16 protein-coding genes, 1 pseudogene and 1 riboswitch are annotated in these 18,919 nt (G+C 73.5%); of the genes and pseudogenes, 9 read left to right on the top strand and 8 right to left on the bottom strand.

What is annotated here, in order from left to right; translation table 11 throughout:
* Positions 1-3: 3 nt before the first annotated feature.
* Positions 4-162, bottom strand: a riboswitch (cyclic di-AMP (ydaO/yuaA leader).
* Positions 163-473: 311 nt separating this feature from the next.
* The gene (locus AB0P06_RS20210) at positions 474-2,018 is read left to right on the top strand and encodes an MFS transporter (RefSeq protein ID WP_363609117.1); all 1,545 of its coding nucleotides are present in this window, start codon (positions 474-476) and stop codon (positions 2,016-2,018) included.
* 41 nt (positions 2,019-2,059) lie between these two features.
* Here the strand turns inward: AB0P06_RS20210 and purB are convergent, their stop codons facing one another.
* Positions 2,060-3,490 (bottom strand): adenylosuccinate lyase, encoded by a 1,431-nt coding sequence (gene purB / locus AB0P06_RS20215; RefSeq protein ID WP_363609119.1) that lies wholly within the window; start codon positions 3,488-3,490, stop codon positions 2,060-2,062.
* A gap of 118 nt (positions 3,491-3,608) precedes the next feature.
* Between purB and AB0P06_RS20220 the strand changes: the two genes are divergently transcribed.
* Positions 3,609-5,849, top strand: a complete 2,241-nt coding sequence (locus tag AB0P06_RS20220) for an ATP-binding domain-containing protein (protein ID WP_363609121.1) — start codon at positions 3,609-3,611, stop codon at positions 5,847-5,849.
* Here the strand turns inward: AB0P06_RS20220 and AB0P06_RS20225 are convergent.
* From AB0P06_RS20225 to AB0P06_RS20240, 4 genes and pseudogenes are all read right to left on the bottom strand, one after another.
* Positions 5,797-6,018, bottom strand: a pseudogene (locus AB0P06_RS20225) (SRPBCC family protein); the annotation flags it as partial. The gene AB0P06_RS20220 and the pseudogene AB0P06_RS20225 sit on opposite strands and share 53 nt — an antisense overlap.
* Before the next feature lie 77 nt (positions 6,019-6,095).
* Positions 6,096-6,551: a MarR family transcriptional regulator gene (locus tag AB0P06_RS20230; RefSeq protein ID WP_363609123.1), complete on the bottom strand. Its 456-nt coding sequence runs from the start codon at positions 6,549-6,551 to the stop codon at positions 6,096-6,098.
* A gap of 138 nt (positions 6,552-6,689) precedes the next feature.
* Positions 6,690-7,106: a DUF3037 domain-containing protein gene (locus AB0P06_RS20235; protein ID WP_363609125.1), complete on the bottom strand. Its 417-nt coding sequence runs from the start codon at positions 7,104-7,106 to the stop codon at positions 6,690-6,692.
* Positions 7,103-7,858 carry a HipA family kinase gene (locus AB0P06_RS20240; protein WP_363609167.1) on the bottom strand — a complete coding sequence of 252 codons (756 nt, stop codon included), beginning with the start codon at positions 7,856-7,858 and terminating at the stop codon, positions 7,103-7,105. The genes AB0P06_RS20235 and AB0P06_RS20240 overlap by 4 nt, the downstream gene beginning before the upstream one ends.
* 170 nt (positions 7,859-8,028) lie before the next feature.
* Between AB0P06_RS20240 and AB0P06_RS20245 the strand changes: the two genes are divergently transcribed.
* The gene (locus AB0P06_RS20245; protein WP_363609126.1) at positions 8,029-9,387 is read left to right on the top strand and encodes an NAD(P)/FAD-dependent oxidoreductase; all 1,359 of its coding nucleotides are present in this window, start codon (positions 8,029-8,031) and stop codon (positions 9,385-9,387) included.
* Between the two features lie 63 nt (positions 9,388-9,450).
* Here AB0P06_RS20245 and AB0P06_RS20250 read toward each other — a convergent pair whose 3' ends face one another.
* Complete coding sequence (locus tag AB0P06_RS20250) at positions 9,451-10,788, bottom strand: aminotransferase class I/II-fold pyridoxal phosphate-dependent enzyme (protein WP_363609128.1); 1,338 nt, start codon at positions 10,786-10,788, stop codon at positions 9,451-9,453.
* A gap of 34 nt (positions 10,789-10,822) precedes the next feature.
* Here AB0P06_RS20250 and AB0P06_RS20255 point away from each other — a divergent pair, with 34 nt between their 5' ends.
* The 6 genes from AB0P06_RS20255 (at position 10,823) to AB0P06_RS20280 (ending at position 16,426) form a co-directional block, all read left to right on the top strand.
* A complete protein-coding gene (locus tag AB0P06_RS20255; RefSeq protein WP_363609130.1) occupies positions 10,823-11,485 on the top strand; it encodes a pyridoxamine 5'-phosphate oxidase family protein in 663 nt (220 codons plus the stop codon).
* Positions 11,486-11,498: 13 nt separating this feature from the next.
* Complete coding sequence (locus AB0P06_RS20260) at positions 11,499-12,122, top strand: FMN-binding negative transcriptional regulator (RefSeq protein ID WP_363609132.1); 624 nt, start codon at positions 11,499-11,501, stop codon at positions 12,120-12,122.
* A 123-nt stretch (positions 12,123-12,245) separates the two neighbouring features.
* Positions 12,246-13,658, top strand: coding sequence for a sugar porter family MFS transporter (locus AB0P06_RS20265; RefSeq protein ID WP_363609134.1), 1,413 nt, complete (start codon positions 12,246-12,248; stop codon positions 13,656-13,658).
* 58 nt (positions 13,659-13,716) lie between these two features.
* Complete coding sequence (locus AB0P06_RS20270) at positions 13,717-14,418, top strand: alpha/beta fold hydrolase (protein ID WP_363609136.1); 702 nt, start codon at positions 13,717-13,719, stop codon at positions 14,416-14,418.
* 97 nt (positions 14,419-14,515) lie between these two features.
* On the top strand, positions 14,516-15,796 hold the full coding sequence (locus AB0P06_RS20275; RefSeq protein WP_363609138.1) for an MFS transporter: 1,281 nt from the start codon (positions 14,516-14,518) through the stop codon (positions 15,794-15,796).
* A 96-nt stretch (positions 15,797-15,892) separates the two neighbouring features.
* Positions 15,893-16,426, top strand: coding sequence for an HAD domain-containing protein (locus tag AB0P06_RS20280; RefSeq protein ID WP_363609140.1), 534 nt, complete (start codon positions 15,893-15,895; stop codon positions 16,424-16,426).
* Here AB0P06_RS20280 and AB0P06_RS20285 read toward each other — a convergent pair.
* Both AB0P06_RS20285 and AB0P06_RS20290 read right to left on the bottom strand, forming a co-directional pair.
* On the bottom strand, positions 16,404-17,192 hold the full coding sequence (locus AB0P06_RS20285; protein WP_363609142.1) for a CPBP family intramembrane glutamic endopeptidase: 789 nt from the start codon (positions 17,190-17,192) through the stop codon (positions 16,404-16,406). The two genes, AB0P06_RS20280 and AB0P06_RS20285, sit on opposite strands and share 23 nt — an antisense overlap.
* Positions 17,193-17,268: 76 nt before the next feature.
* A complete protein-coding gene (locus AB0P06_RS20290; protein WP_363609143.1) occupies positions 17,269-18,774 on the bottom strand; it encodes a glutamate--cysteine ligase in 1,506 nt (501 codons plus the stop codon).
* Positions 18,775-18,919: the final 145 nt, after the last annotated feature.

Here is an 18,919-nt window from a genome sequence, read left to right on the forward strand (position 1 = left end):
GGAAGATTTCCTCTCCGACGCCTACGAGGTGAGCTGTCGGGTTCGGGCTGGAGTTGCCCGGCCGCAATGCGGCTTCACCCCAAGCCGGACCGTGAATTCCGGTCCGGCGACTTACCTTTGGGTCCCCCGCTCCTGCCGTACAGAGTTCAGTTCGCACCACCGGGCAGCGGCAGGACTAGGCGTTCCACCCGGTGGCCGCCCGGGCCGTGGCCGGGCGGTCGCTGAACTAAAACCCATCCGTACGGGCTAAGCAATGTCGATCACGTGAAGTCACCACAAAGCCCCGAGGCGTCGTGACACTCCGAATGATCGGCTGCACGGTACGCACACAATCCATTGACCTGGAGCGACCGCCCGGCGACACTCCGCCGATATTCGCGTCAGTACGCACGCGATCACCTACGGAATGCCATTCGCCGACACACCCCCCGGTGACCCTTGTCACGTCGGCCCGCGGGGCGCACGATCGGGCGGTGGCCACCTCCGAGGCCGGCACCCTGCGCCTGGGCACCGCGCAGGGTCGCTGGGTACTACTGGCGACGGTGCTCGGCTCCAGCATGGCGATGCTCGACGGCACCGTGGTGAACGTCGCCCTGCCCCGGATCGGCGCCGATCTGGGCGCCCCCCTCGCCGCCCTGCAATGGACGCTCAACGCCTATCTGCTGACCCTGGCCGGGCTGATCCTGCTCGGCGGCGCGCTCGGCGACCGCTACGGCCGCCGCCGGGTGTTCCTGATCGGCGTGGTCTGGTTCGCCGTCGCCTCGGCGGCCTGCGCCGCCGCGCCCACCATCGGCGTGCTGGTCATCGCCCGCGCCGTGCAGGGCATCGGCGGCGCCCTGCTCACCCCCGGCTCACTGGCGATGCTCCAGGCCGTCTTCCACCCGGACGACCGCTCGGCGGCGGTCGGCCTCTGGTCCGGCCTCGGCGGGGTGTCGGCCGCGGTCGGGCCGTTCCTCGGCGGCTGGCTGGTGGACGGCCCCGGCTGGCGGTGGATCTTCCTGCTGAACGTCCCGCTCGCCGTCCTGGTGGTCGCGGTGGCGGCCCGGCACGTGCCGGAGAGCCGGGACGAGAGTGCGACCGGCCGGTTCGACGTCCTCGGCGCACTGCTCGCCGCCCTGACCCTGGGCGCGATCACCTACGCGCTGACGGCGGCCGGTGGAGGGGTGTCCGCGTCCGTCTGGGTGACCGGCGTGGCCGGCCTGCTGCTGGGGGCGGCCTTCGTCTCGGTGGAGCGCCGCAGCCCGGAGCCGATGCTGCCGCTCGGCCTCTTCTCCTCCCGGCTGTTCACCGCGGTGAACCTGGTCACCCTCTGCGTGTACGCGGCCTTCAGCGGAGTGTTCTTCCTCCTGGTGGTGCAGTTGCAGACGGTCTCCGGGTTCTCCCCGCTGGTCTCCGGGCTGTCCCTGATCCCGGTCACCGTCCTGATGCTGGCCCTGTCGGCACGCGCCGGGCGGCTCGGCAAGCGGATCGGCCCGCGGCTGCCGCTCACCGTGGGTCCGCTGCTCTGCGCGGGCGGTGTGCTGCTGATGCTGCGGATCGGCCCCGGCGCCTCGTACTGGGCGGACGTGCTGCCCGCCGTCACCGTGCTGGGCTGCGGGATGGTGCTGCTGGTCGCGCCGCTGACCGCCACGGTGCTGGCGGCGGTGGAGGTCCGGCACGCGGGCATCGCCAGCGGTGTCAACAACGCCGCCGCCCGGGCCGCCGGCCTGCTCGCGGTCGCCGCCCTGCCCGCCCTGGCCGGTCTCAGCGGCGAGGCCTACCGGGTGCCCGCCTCGGTGGACTCGGCCTTCCACACCGCGATGCTGATCTGCGCCGGGCTGCTGGTCGCCGGCGCGCTGGTGGCCGTCACCACCGTCCGGGGCAATGTGCTGGCCCCCGAGGACCACCGCCCGGTGGCCGAGCCGGACTGCCAGTGGTCCTGCGGCACCAACGCCCCGCCGCTCGACCCGGGCCACGTCGACGCCGGAACGGCCGAGGGCCCCGCCACCGGAACGGCGGCAGGGCCCTCGGCGAACTGACGGCACACCGGCGCAGGCGCGGCGTCAGTGCAGACGGGGCGTCAGAGGATGTCGCCCGGCGCGTACTTGGCGGCCTCCGGGTACGCGGCCGCGACGGCCTCGACCCGGCGGACCACCTCGGCGACCTGGGCGCCGGCCGCACCGGTGAAGGAGAGCCGGTCGGCGAGCAGCGCGTCCAGGGCGGCCCGGTCCAGCGGGATCCGCTCGTCGGCGGCCAGCCGGTCCAGCAGCTCGTTCTCCCGGGCGCCGGCCCGCATCGCCAGCGCGGAGGCGACGGCGTGCTCCTTGATGACCTCGTGCCCGGTCTCCCGGCCGACGCCCGCCCGCACCGCGCCCATCAGCACCTTGGTGGTGGCCAGGAACGGCAGGTAGCGGTCCAGCTCGGCCTCGATCACGGCCGGGAAGGCGCCGAACTCGTCGAGGACGGTCAGGAAGGTCTCCAGCAGGCCGTCGAAGGCGAAGAAGGCGTCCGGCAGCGCGACCCGGCGGACCACCGAGCAGGAGACGTCGCCCTCGTTCCACTGGTCGCCGCCCAGCTCGGCGGTCATCGAGGCGTAGCCGCGCAGGATGACGGCCAGGCCGTTGACGCGCTCGCAGGAGCGGGTGTTCATCTTGTGCGGCATCGCGGAGGAGCCGACCTGGCCCTCCTTGAAGCCCTCGGTGACCAGCTCGTGGCCGGCCATCAGACGGATGGTCTTGGCCAGGCTGGAGGGCGCGGCGGAGAGCTGGACGAGGGCGGTGAGCACCTCGAAGTCCAGCGAGCGCGGGTAGACCTGGCCGACGCTGGTCAGCACGTTCTGGAAGCCGAGGTGGCCGGCCACCCGGCGCTCCAGCTCGGCGAGCTTGTCGGTGTCGCCGCCGAGCAGGTCCAGCATGTCCTGGGCGGTGCCGACCGGGCCCTTGATCCCGCGCAGCGGGTAGCGGGCGATCAGCTCCTCCAGGCGGCTGAAGGCGACCAGCAGCTCGTCGGCGACGGTCGCGAAGCGCTTGCCCAGGGTGGTGGCCTGCGCGGCCACGTTGTGCGAACGGCCGGCCATGACCAGCTCGGCGTGCTGGGCGGAGAGACGGCCGAGGCGGACCAGGACGGCCACCGTGCGGTCCCGCACGTGCTCCAGCGACTGGCGGATCTGCAGCTGCTCGACGTTCTCGGTCAGATCCCGGGAGGTCATCCCCTTGTGGATCTGCTCGTGACCGGCGAGCTCGCTGAACTCCTCGATCCGGGCCTTCACGTCGTGGCGGGTGATCCGCTCACGGGCGGCGATGGAGCCGAGGTCGACCTGGTCGACCACGCGCTCGTAGTCGGCGACGGCGGTGGCGGGCACCTCGACACCGAGGTCCTGCTGGGCCTTCAGGACGGCGAGCCACAGGTGGCGCTCGAGGACCACCTTGTGCTCGGGGGACCACAGCTGGGCCAGGGTCGCCGAGGCGTACCGGGAGGCCAGGACATTGGGGATCTGGGGCTTCGCGCTCACGCTTCGCAAGCCTAACAGCCGAGGTCAGCCGGAACGGCCGCGCATCGGGTAGGCTGGGTCACTTGAGCACGGAAAATTAGAGGCACTACAAACTCCTCACCGCAAGGATACCACATCGATGGACGAATTTCCAGCGGAACCGACAGCCCGCCCGGGAGCACCAGCACATCCGGAACCGGCGGCGAACCCTGCCGTACCCCCGGAGCCGTCGGCGGCCGAGGCGCTCGCCGAGGCCCTGCGCACCGAACAGGCCTGCCTCACCCGGCTGTACGCCCGGCTGGACACCGTCCGGGAGGAGACCCGCCGCACCCTGGACGGCGTCCTCGCCCAGGCCGGCGCCGGCGGTACCCACCAGGCCAGGCTGGAGCGCGAGGTCCGTGCCACCGAGGCCGCCCGCCGGTGCGCCCGGCTGGACGCCGTCGAACGCGGCCTCTGCTTCGGCCGGCTCGACGCACGCGACGGCACCGTTCACCACATCGGCCGCACCGGACTGACCGACGAGGAGTACGAGCCGCTGCTGCTGGACTGGCGCGCCCCCGCCGCCCGCCCCTTCTACACCGCCACCCCGGCCGACCCCGGCACCGTGGTGCGCCGCCGCCATCTGCACACCCGCGACCGCACCGTCACCGGCCTGGACGACGAGGCCCTAGACCTGGCCGGCCTCGGCGAGGAGGGCCGGCGCACCCTGGTCGGCGAGGCCGCCCTGCTGGCCGCGCTGGGCCGCGAGCGCACCGGCCGGATGGGCACCGCGGTGGCCACCATCCAGACCGAGCAGGACCGGGTGATCCGCGCCCCGCTCTCCGGCGCCCTGGTCGTCCAGGGCGGCCCCGGCACCGGCAAGACCGTCGCCGCCCTGCACCGCGCCGCCTACCTGCTGTACACGCACCGCGCGGTGCTGGAGCGGCGCGGCGTGCTGGTCGTCGGCCCCAGCCCGGCCTTCCTGCGCTACATCGACCAGGTCCTGCCCGCGCTCGGCGAGACCGAGGTGGTGCTCTGCACCGTCGGCGGGCTCTTCCCCGGTGTCGACGCCACGGCCTCCGACACCCCCGCCACCGCCGTCGCCAAGGGCGGCCCCTGGATGGCCGACGTCCTCCAACGCGCCGTCCGGGCCCACCAGTCGGCGCCCGCCGACGGACTCGACCTCGGCGACGGGCTGCGTCTGTCGCACCGGGTCTGCGCCGAAGCCCGCGCGGCCGCCCGCGGCCTGCGGCTGCCGCACAACCGGGCCCGCGGGTTCTTCCTGCGCACCCTGCTGGACGCCCTCGCCGTCGCCCAGGCGCTCGTCCTCGGCCGCCAGTACGACGAGGAGGAGGCCCGCTACGCCCCGCGCGAGCTGTGGGAGCGGCCGGACGTCCGGGCCGCGCTGGGCGCGCTCTGGCCGAAGCTGACCCCCGAGGGCCTGGTCGAACGGCTGCTCACCGACCGGGCCCTGCTGACCGCCGCCACCCCCGGCCGCTCCCCCGCCGAACGCGCCGCGCTGCTCCGCCCGCCAGGCGGCCCGTGGACGGTCGAGGACGTCCCGCTGCTGGACGAGGCCGCCGAGCTGCTCGGCGAGGACGACGCCCCCGCCCGCGCCCGGGCCCGCGCGGCGGAGCGCGGCCGGGCCGATGAACTCGCCTACGCCCAGGGCGTGTTGACCATCACCGGGCAGACCGGCAACGCCACCCTGGACCCGGCCCTGCTGGCCGATCGGTTCCACGACGACGGCCCGTACCGCTCCACCGCCGAACGGGCGGCCGCCGACCGCACCTGGGCGTACGGACACGTGGTGGTCGACGAAGCGCAGGAGCTGTCCGCGATGGCCTGGCGGGCCGTACTGCGCCGGGTGCCGACCAGCTCGCTGACCGTCGTCGGCGACCTCGCCCAGACCGGTTCGGCGGCCGGCGCCCGGTCCTGGGCCGAGATGCTGGACCCGCATCTGGCCGGCCGCTGGCGCGAGCAGCGGCTGACCGTCAACTACCGCACGCCCGCCGCCATCATGAGGCCGGCCGCGGCCGTCCTGCGCAGCGTCGCCCCCGACCAGCGGCCGCCCGAGTCCGTCCGCGACGACGCCGAGCCGCCGAGCGCCGTCCACGTCCCGGACGCCGACTACACCACCGCCCTGGCCCGGCTGCCCGCCCCGGTCGGCACCCTCGGCGTGATCGCGCCGGACGCCCTGGCCGCCCGCTCGGGGTGGCTGACGGTCGCGGGCTGCAAGGGACTCGAGTTCGACACGGTGGTGGTCGTCGACCCGGCCGCCATCCTCGCCCAGTCCCCGAAGGGCGGCCAGGACCTCTACGTCGCCCTCACCCGGGCCACCCGCCGGCTCACCCTGCTCCACCACGCGCCGCTGCCCGCAGTCCTCGCCGCAGCACTCTGACCCACCCGCTCCAGCGCGCCGGCCGGGCCACCGTTCCCGCGCCGGCGCGCTCGGCCCGGTCCAGGCTGTCCTCGATCAGGGCGTCGCGCAGCGGCCGGTAGACCAGCGGCCGGGTCAGCCGCGCCGGGCCGCGGGTACGCATCGCCAGGGTGTGCCGCAGTACCGTCCGCCGCCACCTGCGCGCCGACGGCGCCCTGCCCGGGCACGCCGAGGAGCTGGCCCGGTGCTCCACCGCCCGGCTGCTGGCTACTGCGGGCTGACCGCCCGGCCGCTCAGCACCGGCAGCACCTGGGAGCAGATCGAGTGCAGGGCCACCCGCTGCTCGTCGCTCATCGCCTCGAAGGCCTGGTGGGTACGGGCCATCTCGCCGCGGATCAGGCCCAGGATCGCCCGGCCCTGCTCGGTGATGACGACGATCTTGACCCGCCGGTCACCGGCCGCGGCCTCACGGTGGGCCAGGCCCAGCGACTCCAGCCGGTCGACGATCCCGGTCACGTTCGAGGCGTCGCAGCCGAGCCGCCCGGCCAGCGCCCGCATCGGCACCGGCTCCTGCACCGCCCCCAGTGCCTTGGCCTGCGAGGAGGAGAGGCCATGCCGGGCCGCCGCCGCCGCGAAGTCCTGGAAGTACGCGGCGCCCACGGCGGCCAACACCTCCATCAACTCGGGGTTGGTCGGTACGGTCGTCGTCGCTGTCGAACCCATGGGGTCAGCGTACGACCGAGTGCTTCAGTAACTCAAGCTTTGACCACAGCAAAGGTCCGCCGGCCAACCGCTCACCCGCTCTTCCTCCGCCCCGCGGCACCCGCCTCCCCGCCCGCGGGGCAGCGGCCGGAACGGCGGTCAGAGCACCAACTGGTCGAAGAGCCGCCGCAGTTCCGCCTCCGGATCGGCGGTCAGCCCGGTGTGCACCGGCCCCGGCTGGACGATCGCGCTGCGCGGCGCCGTCAGCCAGCGGAACCGCTGCCCGGGGCTGTCGGCCGCCGCCGGACCGGCCGGCGGGCCGCCCACGCAGACCGCCTCGATCCCGTGCAGCGCGCGGCGCACCCCGGCGACGTCCGCCACCGGGTCGAGCGCCAGCAGCCGGCCCTGGTCGAGGTGGGTCCGGGCGGCCAGGTGCCCGCTCTGCCGGCAGTACAGCAGCACCCCGACGTTGACGCACTCCCCGCGCTCGACCCGGGGCACCGCCCGGATCACCGCGTACTCGTAGTCGTGCAGCTCGGCGACGGCCGGCAGGGCCGGCGGCAGGGGCTCGGTCATGCGGACACCTCCGGCAGCCAGTCGCGCGGACCGGCCAGTCGCTCGGTGAGCTGGGCGCGGTACGCGGCGCGCACCGCCTCGGGCGAGTCGAAGCCGGGTTCGTCCGCCAGCCAGACGTCGGGGATCTGCGCCACCGCATCCTCGATCGCCGCCTCGGCGATCGGGGCGAGCGCCTTGTCGGCCGCCGACAGATCGGGCTCGGCCCGCAGCAGCGCGTGGTCGGAGGCGTCGTACGGGCGGCGGATCCAGGAGGCCGCGCCCGCCCAGTGGTGATGGAAGATGAGGCTCGCACCGTGGTCGATCAGCCGCAGCCCGCCGGTGGCGACCAGCAGGTTGGGGTTGCGCCAGGAGCGGTCCACATTGCCGATCAGCGCGTCGAACCAGAGCACCTGCCCGGCCAGTCCGGCGTCCACGTCGAAGCAGAGCGGATCGAAGTTGAGCGCGCCGCTGACAAAGGCCATGCCCAGGTTGACTCCGCCGCTGGCCCGCATCTGGTCCTGGATCAGCGGGTCCGGCTCACTGCGGGCGAGCACCGGATCCAGATCGACGGTGACCAGCTCCGGCACCGGAAGGCCCAGCCGGCGGCCGAGTTCACCCGCCAGCACCTCCGCCACCAGCGCCTTGCGGCCCTGCGCCGCGCCGACCCATTTCAGGGCGTACAGCCGTCGGTCGTCCGCCTCGACCAGGCCCGGCATCGAGCCGCCTTCTCGCAGTGGCGTCACATAACGGATCGCCGTCACCTCGGTGAGCACGCCCGACAGCCTATCGGGCATATGCGCGAGGCGGGTAACTCCGGCGCGTCTGCGCCATCCGCGCCTCCCCGGTGGCAGCCCACGCTGCTCCGTGCGAGTGTGGCGGGCAATAGGGCGCGTCTGAGGCCCCGGACCCTGCACTGGACGACCTGCGCTGTAAGGGATGAACGATGGAACGACCTCGGATCCTGATCGTGGGCGGCGGCTTCGCCGGACTGGAGTGCGCTCGCCGCCTCGAACACAAGCTCACGCCCTCGGAGGCGGAGATCTCGCTGGTCACGCCGTTCAGTTATCAGCTCTACCTCCCGCTGCTGCCGCACGTGGCCGCCGGGGTGCTGACTCCGCAGTCGGTCGCGGTCTCGCTGCGCCGCACACTGCGCCGCACCCACATCGTTCCCGGCGGCGCGATCGGGATCGACCCGCGTTCCAAGGTCTGTGTGGTCCGCAAGATCACCGACGAGGTGGTGGCGCAGAAGTACGACTACCTGGTGCTCGCCCCCGGCAGCGTGACCCGCACCTTCGACATCCCGGGCCTGACGGACTACGCGCGCGGGATGAAGACGCTCGCCGAGGCGGCCTACGTCCGCGACCACGTGATCGCCCAACTCGACCTCGCCTCGGCCACCCTGGACCAGAAGGAGCGCGAGTCCCGGCTCCAGTTCGTGGTGGTCGGCGGCGGCTACGCGGGCACCGAGACCGCCGCCTGCCTGCAGCGGCTGACCACCGCGGCCACCAAACGCTACCCACGGCTGGACGCCCGGCAGATCAAGTGGCATCTGATCGACATCGCGCCCAAGTTGATGCCGGAGCTGGGCGACGCGCTGGGCCTCGCCGCCCTGGAGGTGCTGCGCGAGCGCGGCATCGAGGTCTCGCTGGGCGTCTCGGTGGCCGAAGTCGGCGCCGAATCGGTGAAGTTCACCGACGGCCGGGTGCTGCCCTGCCGCACGCTGATCTGGACGGCGGGCGTCGCGGCCAGCCCGCTGATCGGCACGCTGGACGCCGAGACGGTGCGCGGCCGGATCGCGGTGACGGCGGAGATGCGGGTGCCGCAGTTCCAGGGCGTGTTCGCGCTCGGCGACGCGGCCGCGGTGCCGGACCTCTCCAAGGGCGACGGCGCGGTCTGCCCGCCGACCGCCCAGCACTCCGCCCGCCAGGGCCGGGCGGTCGCGGACAACGTGCTCGCCGCGCTCCACAACCGACCCCTGGAGCCCTACTACCACAAGGACTTGGGCCTGGTGGTGGACCTCGGCGGCAAGGACGCGGTCTCCAAGCCGCTGGGCGTGGAGCTGCACGGGGTGCCGGCCCAGCTGGTGGCGCGCGGCTACCACCTGATGGCGATGCGCACCAATGTCGCCAAGTTCCGGGTCGGCGCCAACTGGCTGCTGAACGCCACCGCCGGAGACGACTTCGTCCGCACCGGCTTCCTGGCCCGCCAGCCCGCCCGGCTGCAGGACTTCGAGTACACCGACGCCTATCTGACGAAGGATCAGGTAAGAGCGCACGCCGAGGCGCTGCTCGCCAAGGGCTGACCGGAGCCGGGGCGGCCGCCGCACAACGGCCGCCCCGGCTCCGACCCCGACTCCGGCTCCGGCTCAGATCAGCCGCGAGCCGACACCGCCCGTCCCCAGCACGGCCGCCAGGTCCTCGGCCAGCCGCCGCGCGTCGGCCGGGTCCAGCTCCGCGATGGTGAGCCTCATCCCCGGCGGGGACTGCATCCGGTAGCGCGCGCCGGGCGCCGCCACCCAGCCGCGCTGCACCAGGGCGACCAGCGCGGACGTCTCGTCCGGCACGGGCACCCAGACGTTCAGCCCGCTGGCGCCGTGCGCCTCGATGCCACGCGCGGCCAACTCCCCCAGCAGCGCGTCCCGGCGCTCCCGATAGGCGGCGGCCACCCGCCCGGCCGGCGCCGCGTCGGTCCGCCACAGTTCCGCGACGGTGCGCTGCAGCAGATGGCTGACCCAGCCGGCCCCGAGCCGCTGCCGGCCCGAGACCCGCCCGATGGTGTCCTCGTCCCCGACCGCGACCGAGAGCCGCAGGTCCGGCCCGTACGCCTTGGCCGCCGAGCGCACCACCGCCCAGCGTTCCGGGCCGGAGCCGACCAGCGGGTGGTACGGCTGGTCGACGATGCCGTGCCCGTGGTCGTCCTCGATCAGCAGCACCCCGGGGTACCCGGCCAGCACCTCGCGCAGCTCTCCGGCCCTGGTGGCGGTGAGCGCGGCCCCGGTCGGGTTCTGCGCGCGGCTGGTGACGATCACCGCGCGGGCGCCGTCCGCCAGCGCCCCGGCGAGCGCGTCGGGCAGCGGGCCGTCGTCGTCCAGCCGGACGGGCGCGGGCTTGAGACCGAGCGCGGGCAGCAGGTCCAGCAGGCTCCCCCAGCCCGGATCCTCGACGGCGACGGCGTCGCCGGGGCGCAGCCGGGTGGCGAGGATGCGCTCGATGGTGTCGAGCGAGCCGGAGGCGACGGCGATCGGCCCGTCGGGGAGGCCGTCGGCCGCGAAGGCGGCGCCGGCGAGGGCGAGCAGCCCGGGGTCGGCGGCCGGGTGCCCGTACTGCACCGGCTCGCGGCGGGCGGCCTCGGCGGCGGCCGCGAGGGCCGGGGTGAGGTCGGGCAGCTGCGCCGGGTCGGGGTTGCCGCCGGACAGGTCGCGGGCGTGCGGGGGCACGGGCACGCGGATCTGGTCGCGCGGGGTGAGCGCGGGCCTGGGGAGGATGCGGCTGCCCTTGCGGCCGGCCGTCTCGATCACCCCGCGGTCGCGGAGCAGCCGGTAGGCGGCGGCGACCGTGTTGGGGTTGACGCCGAGCTCGCCGGCCAGGTCGCGCAGCGGGGGCAGTGGGGTTCCGGGCGCGAGCCGTCCGCTGCTCACGCCCCGCTCGACGTCGGCCGCGATTTCGCTGGCGCGCCGCCCCTTGATCGGATAGTCTCCTAGCACAAAACAGATTATGCACTAGTACATAGAGGTTGTCATGTCTGGCGGCACCCCGGTTTACTCCCGCACCCCGCGCACCACCCCGACCCGCTACAAGGACCGCGCCACCTGGGAGCAGGACGCGATCCACGCCATCCTCGACAGCGCTTACATCTGCCACCTGGGTTTCATCGCCGACGGCGCCCCGGTCGTCCTGCCGACCATCTACGCCCGCGTCGGCGACCGCCTCTACGTCCACGGCTCCACCGGCAGCCGTCCGCTGCGCGGCGCCGCGGGCGACCAGGGCCTGCCGGTCTGCGTCACCGTCACCCTGGTCGACGGCCTGGTGCTGACCAAGTCCGCGTTCAACCACTCGGTCAACTTCCGCTCGGTGGTCGCCCACGGCACCGCCCACCAGGTCACCGACCCGGAGGAGCTGACGACCGCGCTGGACGCGCTGGTCGACCACGCCGTCCCCGGCCGCTCCGCCGAGGTCCGCCCGGCCAACGCCAGGGAGCTCGCCGCCACCGCGGTGATCCGCCTCGACCTGGACGAGGTCTCCGCCAAGACCCGCGCCGACGGCGCCGACGACGACGAGGCCGACCTCGGTCTGCCGCACTGGGCCGGCGTGGTGCCGGTCGCCACGGTGCACGGCACCCCCGAACCGGCCGCGTCCACCACCGTTCCGCTCCCCGCGCACCTGCGCGACCTCTCCCGCTGACGGGGGCCCGACGATGCTGATCAGGTCCTGGGACCGGGGCGACGAGGCCGAGTGGCGCGCCTGGCTCGCCGAGGGCCGCGACTTCGGCCTGCTCGCCGCCAACGGCCCGCCCGGCCAGGGCCCCGTCCTGGTCCCCACCCACTTCCTGCTGGACGCCGAGCGCGGCGAGGTCCTGCTCCACCTCGCCGCGCCCAACCCGCTGCTCGCCGCCGTCCGGGCCGACCCCCAGGTGACCCTCTCGGTGACCGACGACTACGTCTTCGCCCCGGGCCACTGGCGCGGCGAGCCCGGCACGCCGACCAGTTACTACGCCTCCGTCCAGTTCTCCTGCACCGCCGAGCTGGTCGAGGACGCGGCCGGCAAGGCGGAGATCCTCAACCGCCAGCTGGCCCACTTCCAGCCCGAGACCCCGCAGATCCGGGTCACCCCCGGCGACAGCCCGTTCGGCCGGCTCCTCCCGGGCCTGCGCGGGCTGCGGCTGACGGTCCGCGAGGTACGCGCCAAGTTCAAGTACGACGACAAGAAGCCCGCGGCCGAGCAGCACGCCATCGCCGACCGCCTGGCCGAACGCGGCCGCGGCCTGGACACCGCGGCCCGGGTCCAACTGCTCCGGCGTAACGCCCGGCGGAGCGGGTAGCAGCGCTGACACCACGTCACCCGATCGGCTCGATCTCGGGCGGGATCCACCGACTACTGGTCGGATGTGAGACGAATCCCGCCCATCCGGATGCCGGCGGGCCCGTCCACTCGGGGAGCGCGCATGTCCACACTCGACAGTCATCAGGCGTCCGGCGAGGCGCACCTCGGGCACGTCGTGTTCATCTCCGCCGCCGCCGCGATGGGCGGCTTCCTGTTCGGCTACGACAGTGCGGTGATCAACGGCGCGGTGACGGGCATCCAGCGGCACTTCGGGGTGGGCAACAGCGAGACCGCCTTCGTGGTGGCCATCGCGCTGCTCGGCTCGGCGGCCGGCGCGGTCATCGCGGGCCGGCTCGCCGATCACCTCGGCCGGGTCCGCACCATGCTGCTCGCCGCGACCCTCTTCGCGATCAGCGGTGCCGGCTCGATGTTCCCGCCGAGCATCCAGGTGCTCGCGGCCTGGCGGGTGGTCGGTGGCATCGCGATCGGCATCGCCTCCGTCATCGCGCCCACCTATATCGCCGAGGTCGCCCCGACCGCCTACCGCGGCCGGCTCGCGTCCTTCCAGCAGATGGCGATCGTGCTCGGCATCACCGTCTCCCAGCTCGCCAACTGGGCGCTCAACCAGGCCGCCGGCGGCGAGTCCACCGGCCACCTCGGCGGTATCCAGGCCTGGCAGTGGATGCTCGGTGTGGAGACCGTCCCGGCGCTGGTGTACGGCCTGATGGCGCTGGCCATCCCGGAGTCTCCGCGCTATCTGATCGCCGACCACCGCGAGGAGCAGGCGCGCAAGGTGCTGCTGGAGGTGGAGGGCGCGGGGGTGGACCTGGACGCCCGGGTCGCCGAGATCCGGGCGGTGCTGGAGTCCACCCACAAGCCCCGGCCGAAGGACCTGCTGGGCGGCCGGTTCGGGCTGCTGCCGATCGTCTGGGTCGGCATCGGCGCCTCGGTGTTCCAGCAGTTCGTCGGCATCAACGTGATCTTCTACTACTCGTCCTTCCTCTGGCAGTCCGTCGGCATCAACGAGGCCAACTCACTGCTGATCAGCCTCTCCACCTCGATCATCAACGTCATCGGAACGGTGGTCGCGATGGCGCTGGTGGACCGGATCGGCCGCAAGCCGCTGGCGCTGGCCGGTTCGACGGGCATGGCGATCGCGCTGTCCACCGCCGCCTGGGCGTTCTCCTACCGGCACGGCACCGGCGACACCGCCACGCTGGACAACACCCACGCCACGGTCGCGCTGGTCGCCGCGCACGTCTTCGTGTTCTGCTTCGCGTTCTCCTGGGGCGTGGTGGTCTGGGTCCTGCTCGGCGAGATGTTCCCCAACCGGATCCGGGCGCTCGCCCTGTCGGTCGCCGCCTCGGCCCAGTGGATCGCCAACTGGGCGATCACCGTCACCTTCCCCGACCTCGCCGACTGGAACCTGTCGGCGACGTACGTCGTCTACGCCGCCTTCGCGCTGCTCTCGATCCCCTTCGTGGCCTTCTGCATCAAGGAGACCAAGGGCCGCGCCCTGGAGGAGATGGGCTGACGTACAGGCCCCCGCAGTCGTCGCCGCGCCGCGCGGCCCGTCCCACCGAGAGGAAGCCATGCCTGATCAGGGCGGCTCCCGGCAGAACGTCACCTTCCCGAGCAACGGGCGTCGGGCCCACGGCTATCTGGCCCGTCCGCCGCAGGGCGTCGGCCCCGGCCTGGTGGTGGTGCAGGAGTGGTGGGGGCTCACCTCGCACATCGCGACCATGGCGGACCGCTTCGCCGCCGAGGGCTTCACCGTCCTCGCGCCCGACCTGTTCGGCGGTGCCACCACCCACGACAGCGCGGAGGCCGCCCGGCTGAGGCGCGAGCTGCCGGTCGAGCGGGCCGTGGCGGACCTCGGCGGCGCGGTCGACTTCCTGCTCGGGCTCGACGGCGTGGTCGGGGACGCCGTCGGGGTGGTCGGCTTCTGCATGGGCGGCGGCTTCGCCCTGCTGCTCGGCGCCGCGGCGGGCGACCGGGTGGCCGCCGTGGTCCCGTTCTACGGGCTCCCGCCGGACCAGGACTTCGACTACCGGGGCCTGACCGCGCACGTCCTCGGCCACTTCGGCGAGCGGGACCGCTCGATCCCGATGGCGGCCGTGGACGAGGCGGCGATCCGCATCGGCGAGGCGACCGACGTCCGCCCCGAGATCCACTTCTACCCGGCCGGGCACGCCTTCATGAACGACGAGAACCCGCTCGGCGGCTACGACCCGCTCCAGGCCCGGACGGCCTGGCGGCGCACCCTCAGCTTCCTCCACGGCCACCTCGGATAGGGCCTGCCCCGCGCCCCGCCCCGTACCCGCCCCACCACCGCCGGTAAGGCTCGAAAACCCGCTGGACAGCTGACAGTTCGCCCGGCATAGTCTCCAGGTGCCCAGCCAACCCGCACGCCGCCCCCGTTTCCCCTGGGCCGGCCGCAACTACCGCATCCAGACCGCCGCCACCGTGATCAGCGGCCTCGGCAACGCCGGCGCCCCGATCGCCACCGCCTTCGCCGTCATGGACAGCGGTGGCTCCACCGCCGAGGTCGGGTATGTCACCGCGGCCCGTCTGGTGCCGGTCGTCCTGCTGCTGATGGTCGGCGGCGCCCTCGCCGACCGGCTGCCGCGCCACCACGTCATGGTCGCGGCCAATCTGTTCAACGCCCTCTCCCAGGCCGTTCTGGCCGCCCTCGTCCTCTCCGGCCACGTCCAGCTCTGGCAGTTGATGCTGCTCTCCGCCGCCGGCGGCGCGGGCCACGCCTTCTACGCCCCGGCCTCCGAGGGCATGATCATGCAGAGCGTGTCGACGGAGCACGCCGGGCGGGCGTTCTCGGTCTTCCGGATGGCCCTCAACTCGGCCCAGATCGGCGGTATGGCGCTCGGCGGCGCCCTGACCGCCGCCGTCGGCCCCGGCTGGGTGCTCGCGCTGGACGCCGGCTGCTTCCTGGTCGCCGCCTGCCTGCGCTTCCTCCTGGAGGCGGAGGCCGCGCCCACCGCCGGCGCCGGGCCCGGCATGCTGCGCGATCTGCGCGAGGGCTGGCAGGAGTTCGCCTCCCGGCGCTGGCTCTGGGTGATCGTCCTCCAGTTCGCCGTCCTGATGGCGTGCATCACCGCGGTGGACGCGGTCTACGGGCCGATCGTCGCCAAGGAGCAGCTCGGCGGCGCCGGCGACTGGGGTCTGGCGCTGGCCGCGCACGGGATCGGCCTGGTCGTGACCGGCCTGGTGATGGTCCGCTGGCAGCCGCGCCGGATCCTGCTCGTCGGCAACTACGGCGTCTTCCTCTTCGGCCTGCCCGCCCTGGCCCTGGCCGTGGCCGCGCCGCTGCCGGTCCTGGTTGCCGTGATGTTCCTGTCCGGCGCCGGGGTCACCGTGTTCGGCGTCAACTGGATGATCGCCCTGCAGCAGGAGATCCCGGCCGAGATGTTCTCCCGGGTCTCCGCCTACGACCAGCTCGGCTCGCTCTCCCTGGCACCGGTCGGAACGGCCCTGGCCGGCCCGGCCGCCGACGCGCTCGGCCTCTCCGGCGCCCTCTGGGCCTGTGCGGTGCTCTGTCTGCTGCTCAGCGCCGTCGTCCTGCTGGAGCCGCAGGTCCGCCAACTCTCCCGGCGCGCCGCCCGGCCCGCCGAAGCCGCCGTGCCGACCGGTACGGAGGCCACCGCCGTCCGCTGAGCGCCCCACCTGACCCGTACGCCCCGCCGGTGGCAACCACCGGCGGGGCGTCCCGCGTCCGACCAGGAAACGACGGAGTCGAACCTGGGGCGCCCAATGCCGAAACCACTGCTCTTCCTGGACGTCGACGGTGTGCTCAACCCGGTCTGTCCCGGCCCGGAGAACGATTTCGACACGCACACCCTGCTCGGCTACAGCGTGCTGCTCTCGGCCCGGCACGGCGAGTGGCTGCGCGAACTGGCCGGCACCTACGAACTCGTCTGGGCGACCACGTGGGAGGAGAAAGCCAACATCCACATCGCCCCCGCGATCGGCCTGCCCCGCCTCCCGGTGGTCCGCTTCGCCGGCTACGTCCCGCAGCCCGGCGACCCGCGGGTGCCGCTGATGGACCTGTTCTCCGCCCACAAGTGGGCACCCCTGCTGCGGTACGCCGCGGGCCGTCCGTTCGCCTGGGTCGACGACGTCATCCCCGGCTGCCTGGTCCGCCGGGCGCTCTGGCGGCGCGACCGCGTCCTGCTGCCGATCGACCCCGGCCAGGGCCTCGAACGCCGGCACGTGGACCGGCTGCTCGCCCGCCCGCCGCGCACCCCGGCCGTCCCGTTCCCGGTCAGCCGGTCGGCAGCCAACTGACGTGCCCGGCCAGCAGCGCGTACCCGACGAAGGCCACCGTGTCGATCAGCGCGTGCGCCACCACCAGCGGCATCACCCGCCCCCACCGCCGGTACAGCAGGCAGAACACCGCGCCCATCACCATGTTGCCGATCAGCCCGCCGACCCCCTGGTACAGGTGGTACGAGCCCCGCAGCACCGAACTCGCCACCAGCGCGGCCGGCCAGGACCAGCCCAGCTGCCCGAGCCGGCGCAGCAGGTAGCCGAGGACGACCACCTCCTCCAGGATCGCGTTCTGCCAGGCGGAGGCGAGCAGCAGCGGGATCCGCCACCAGACGTCGGGCAGCCCGGAGGGTGCCACCGTCAGGTTGTAGCCGGCTGCCTGGGAGGCCAGGTAGAGCGCGAGCCCCGAGCCGCCGATCGCGGCGGCGACGGCGGCGCCCCGGCCGAGGTCCTTCAGCTTCTGCCCGAGGTCGAAGCCGAGCACCCGCAGCGCGGCGCCCTCGCGCACCAGCAGATAGCCGACCAGTACGACCGGCATCAGGCCGCGTCCGATGTAGTACAGCTGCCAGGTGAGGTCCAGCCAGGGCCGGCCGGGGGCGCGCGAGCCGTTCAGGGTGGCGACCTGCTGGCCGAGCTTGAGCGGCTCGGTGAGCGAACCCGTGAAGCTGATCAGCGCGGCGATGCCGCTGGCCCCGAGCGAGAGCCCGAGGACGGTCAGCAGCTCCACGCCGAGCAGCCGGCGCGTGGGCGTCGCGGTCTCCGGTGCGGTCGGGACGGTGGTCACGGGGGGCTCCAGCGGGCGGGCGTCGCTCCGGCCGTCGGCCGACCGCCGGAGCGGTCATCCTGCCACAGGGCTGCTCCTAGCCCACCGGCCAGGTGTGCACCGGCTCGCCGCCGCGCATGTGCTCGATGTACCGCCGGGTCATCGCGGCGAGCGCGGCCGACCGGTCCATCCCGAACTGCTCGCGCAGCCGGTGGAAGGTCGCGCTCTGCCAGGAGGCTCCGTTGACGCGGCGCAGGCAGCGCTGCTCGATGATGCCGAGGTAGCGGTCCCGGTCGGCGGGCTCCACGCCCCACTCGTCCAGTCCCTGGTACGCCATCGGCAGCAGTTCGTTGAGCACCAGGTCCACGGCGGAGACGGTGGCCAGCCCGCCGGCCCGCCCGGCCCGGCCGCGCTGCGGCCACTGGAAGACGGCGTCGATGCCGTACCGGGCGGCCTGCTGGAAGTTCTCGTCCGCCCGGTCGAACGGCAGCCTGGTCCAGATCGGCTTCGGCTGTTCGGCCAGCACCCGGACCAGCCCGTAGTAGAAGGCCGCGTTGGCCAGGGTGTCGGCCACCGTCGGGCCGGCCGGCAGCGCCCGGTTCTCCACCCGCAGGTGCGGCACGCCGTCGCTGACGTCGTACACCGGGCGGTTCCAGCGGTAGATGGTGCCGTTGTGCAGGCGCATCTCGGCCAGCCTCGGGATCCCGCCGGAGGAGAGCACCTTGGCCGGGTCCTCGTCGTCGCAGATCGGCAGCAGCGCCGGGAAGTAGCGGAGGTTCTCCTCGAACAGGTCGTAGGCGGAGTCCACCCAGCGCTCGCCGAACCAGGTGATCGGGCGCACGCCCTGTGCCTTGAGCTCCGCCGTACGGGTGTCGCAGGCCTGCTGGAAGAGCACCGGCCTGGTCTCCCGCCACAGCTCCCGTCCGAACAGGAACGGCGAGTTGGCGCCGAGCGCGAGCTGCGGGCCGCAGAACGCCTGGGCGGCGTTCCAGACCGAGGAGAACCGCTCGGGGGTGACCTGCAGATGCAGCTGCAGGGAGGTCGCGGCGGCCTCGGCCACCATGGTGATCGACTCCAGCTGGAGACGCTCGACGCCCTCGATGTCCAGGGTGATGTCCTCGCCCCGGGCCGCCACGATCTGGTCGCTGAGCAGGCTGTAGCGCTGGTTGTGGGACATCGCGTCCAGCCCGGTGTGGTCGTGCTCCAGGGTCGGGAGGATGCCCACCATCACGATCCGGGCCCCGGCCTCGGCGGCCCGCCGGTCGGCGTAGCGCAGCCCGGTGTCGATCTCCTCCCGCAGTTCCTCGAAGACGTGCCCGCAGAGCCGGTGCGGGGTGATGTTGACCTCGATGTTGAACTGGCCCAGCTCGGTCTGGAAGTCACTGGAGCCGATGGAGCTCAGCACCTGCGCGTTGCGCATCACCGGAAGACCCTGCTCGTCGGCCAGGTTGAGCTCGATCTCCAGGCCCACCACCGCTCGCGGGCGGTCGAAGCGCTCCTCGCGCAGCATCCGCCCCAGCGCGTCGAGACAGGACTGCAGCTTGCGGCGGTACTGCTGTCGGTCCGACAGGTCCGCCCGCGTCGCCACGACCTTCTCGCCCATGGTCCCCTCCTCCTGAGCCCACCCGGCCGACCGACCGTGCAAGCATCATGCCCGCCTGGAAGATCGATACCCGAGAGCTTCGAATGGCTTGCAATGCAAGGAAACTGATGGACTTTCAGCGCATCTGCCGACTTGCCCGGCGACA

It is taken from the genome of Kitasatospora sp. NPDC088351 (assembly GCF_040685575.1).
GTDB lineage: Bacteria > Actinomycetota > Actinomycetes > Streptomycetales > Streptomycetaceae > Kitasatospora.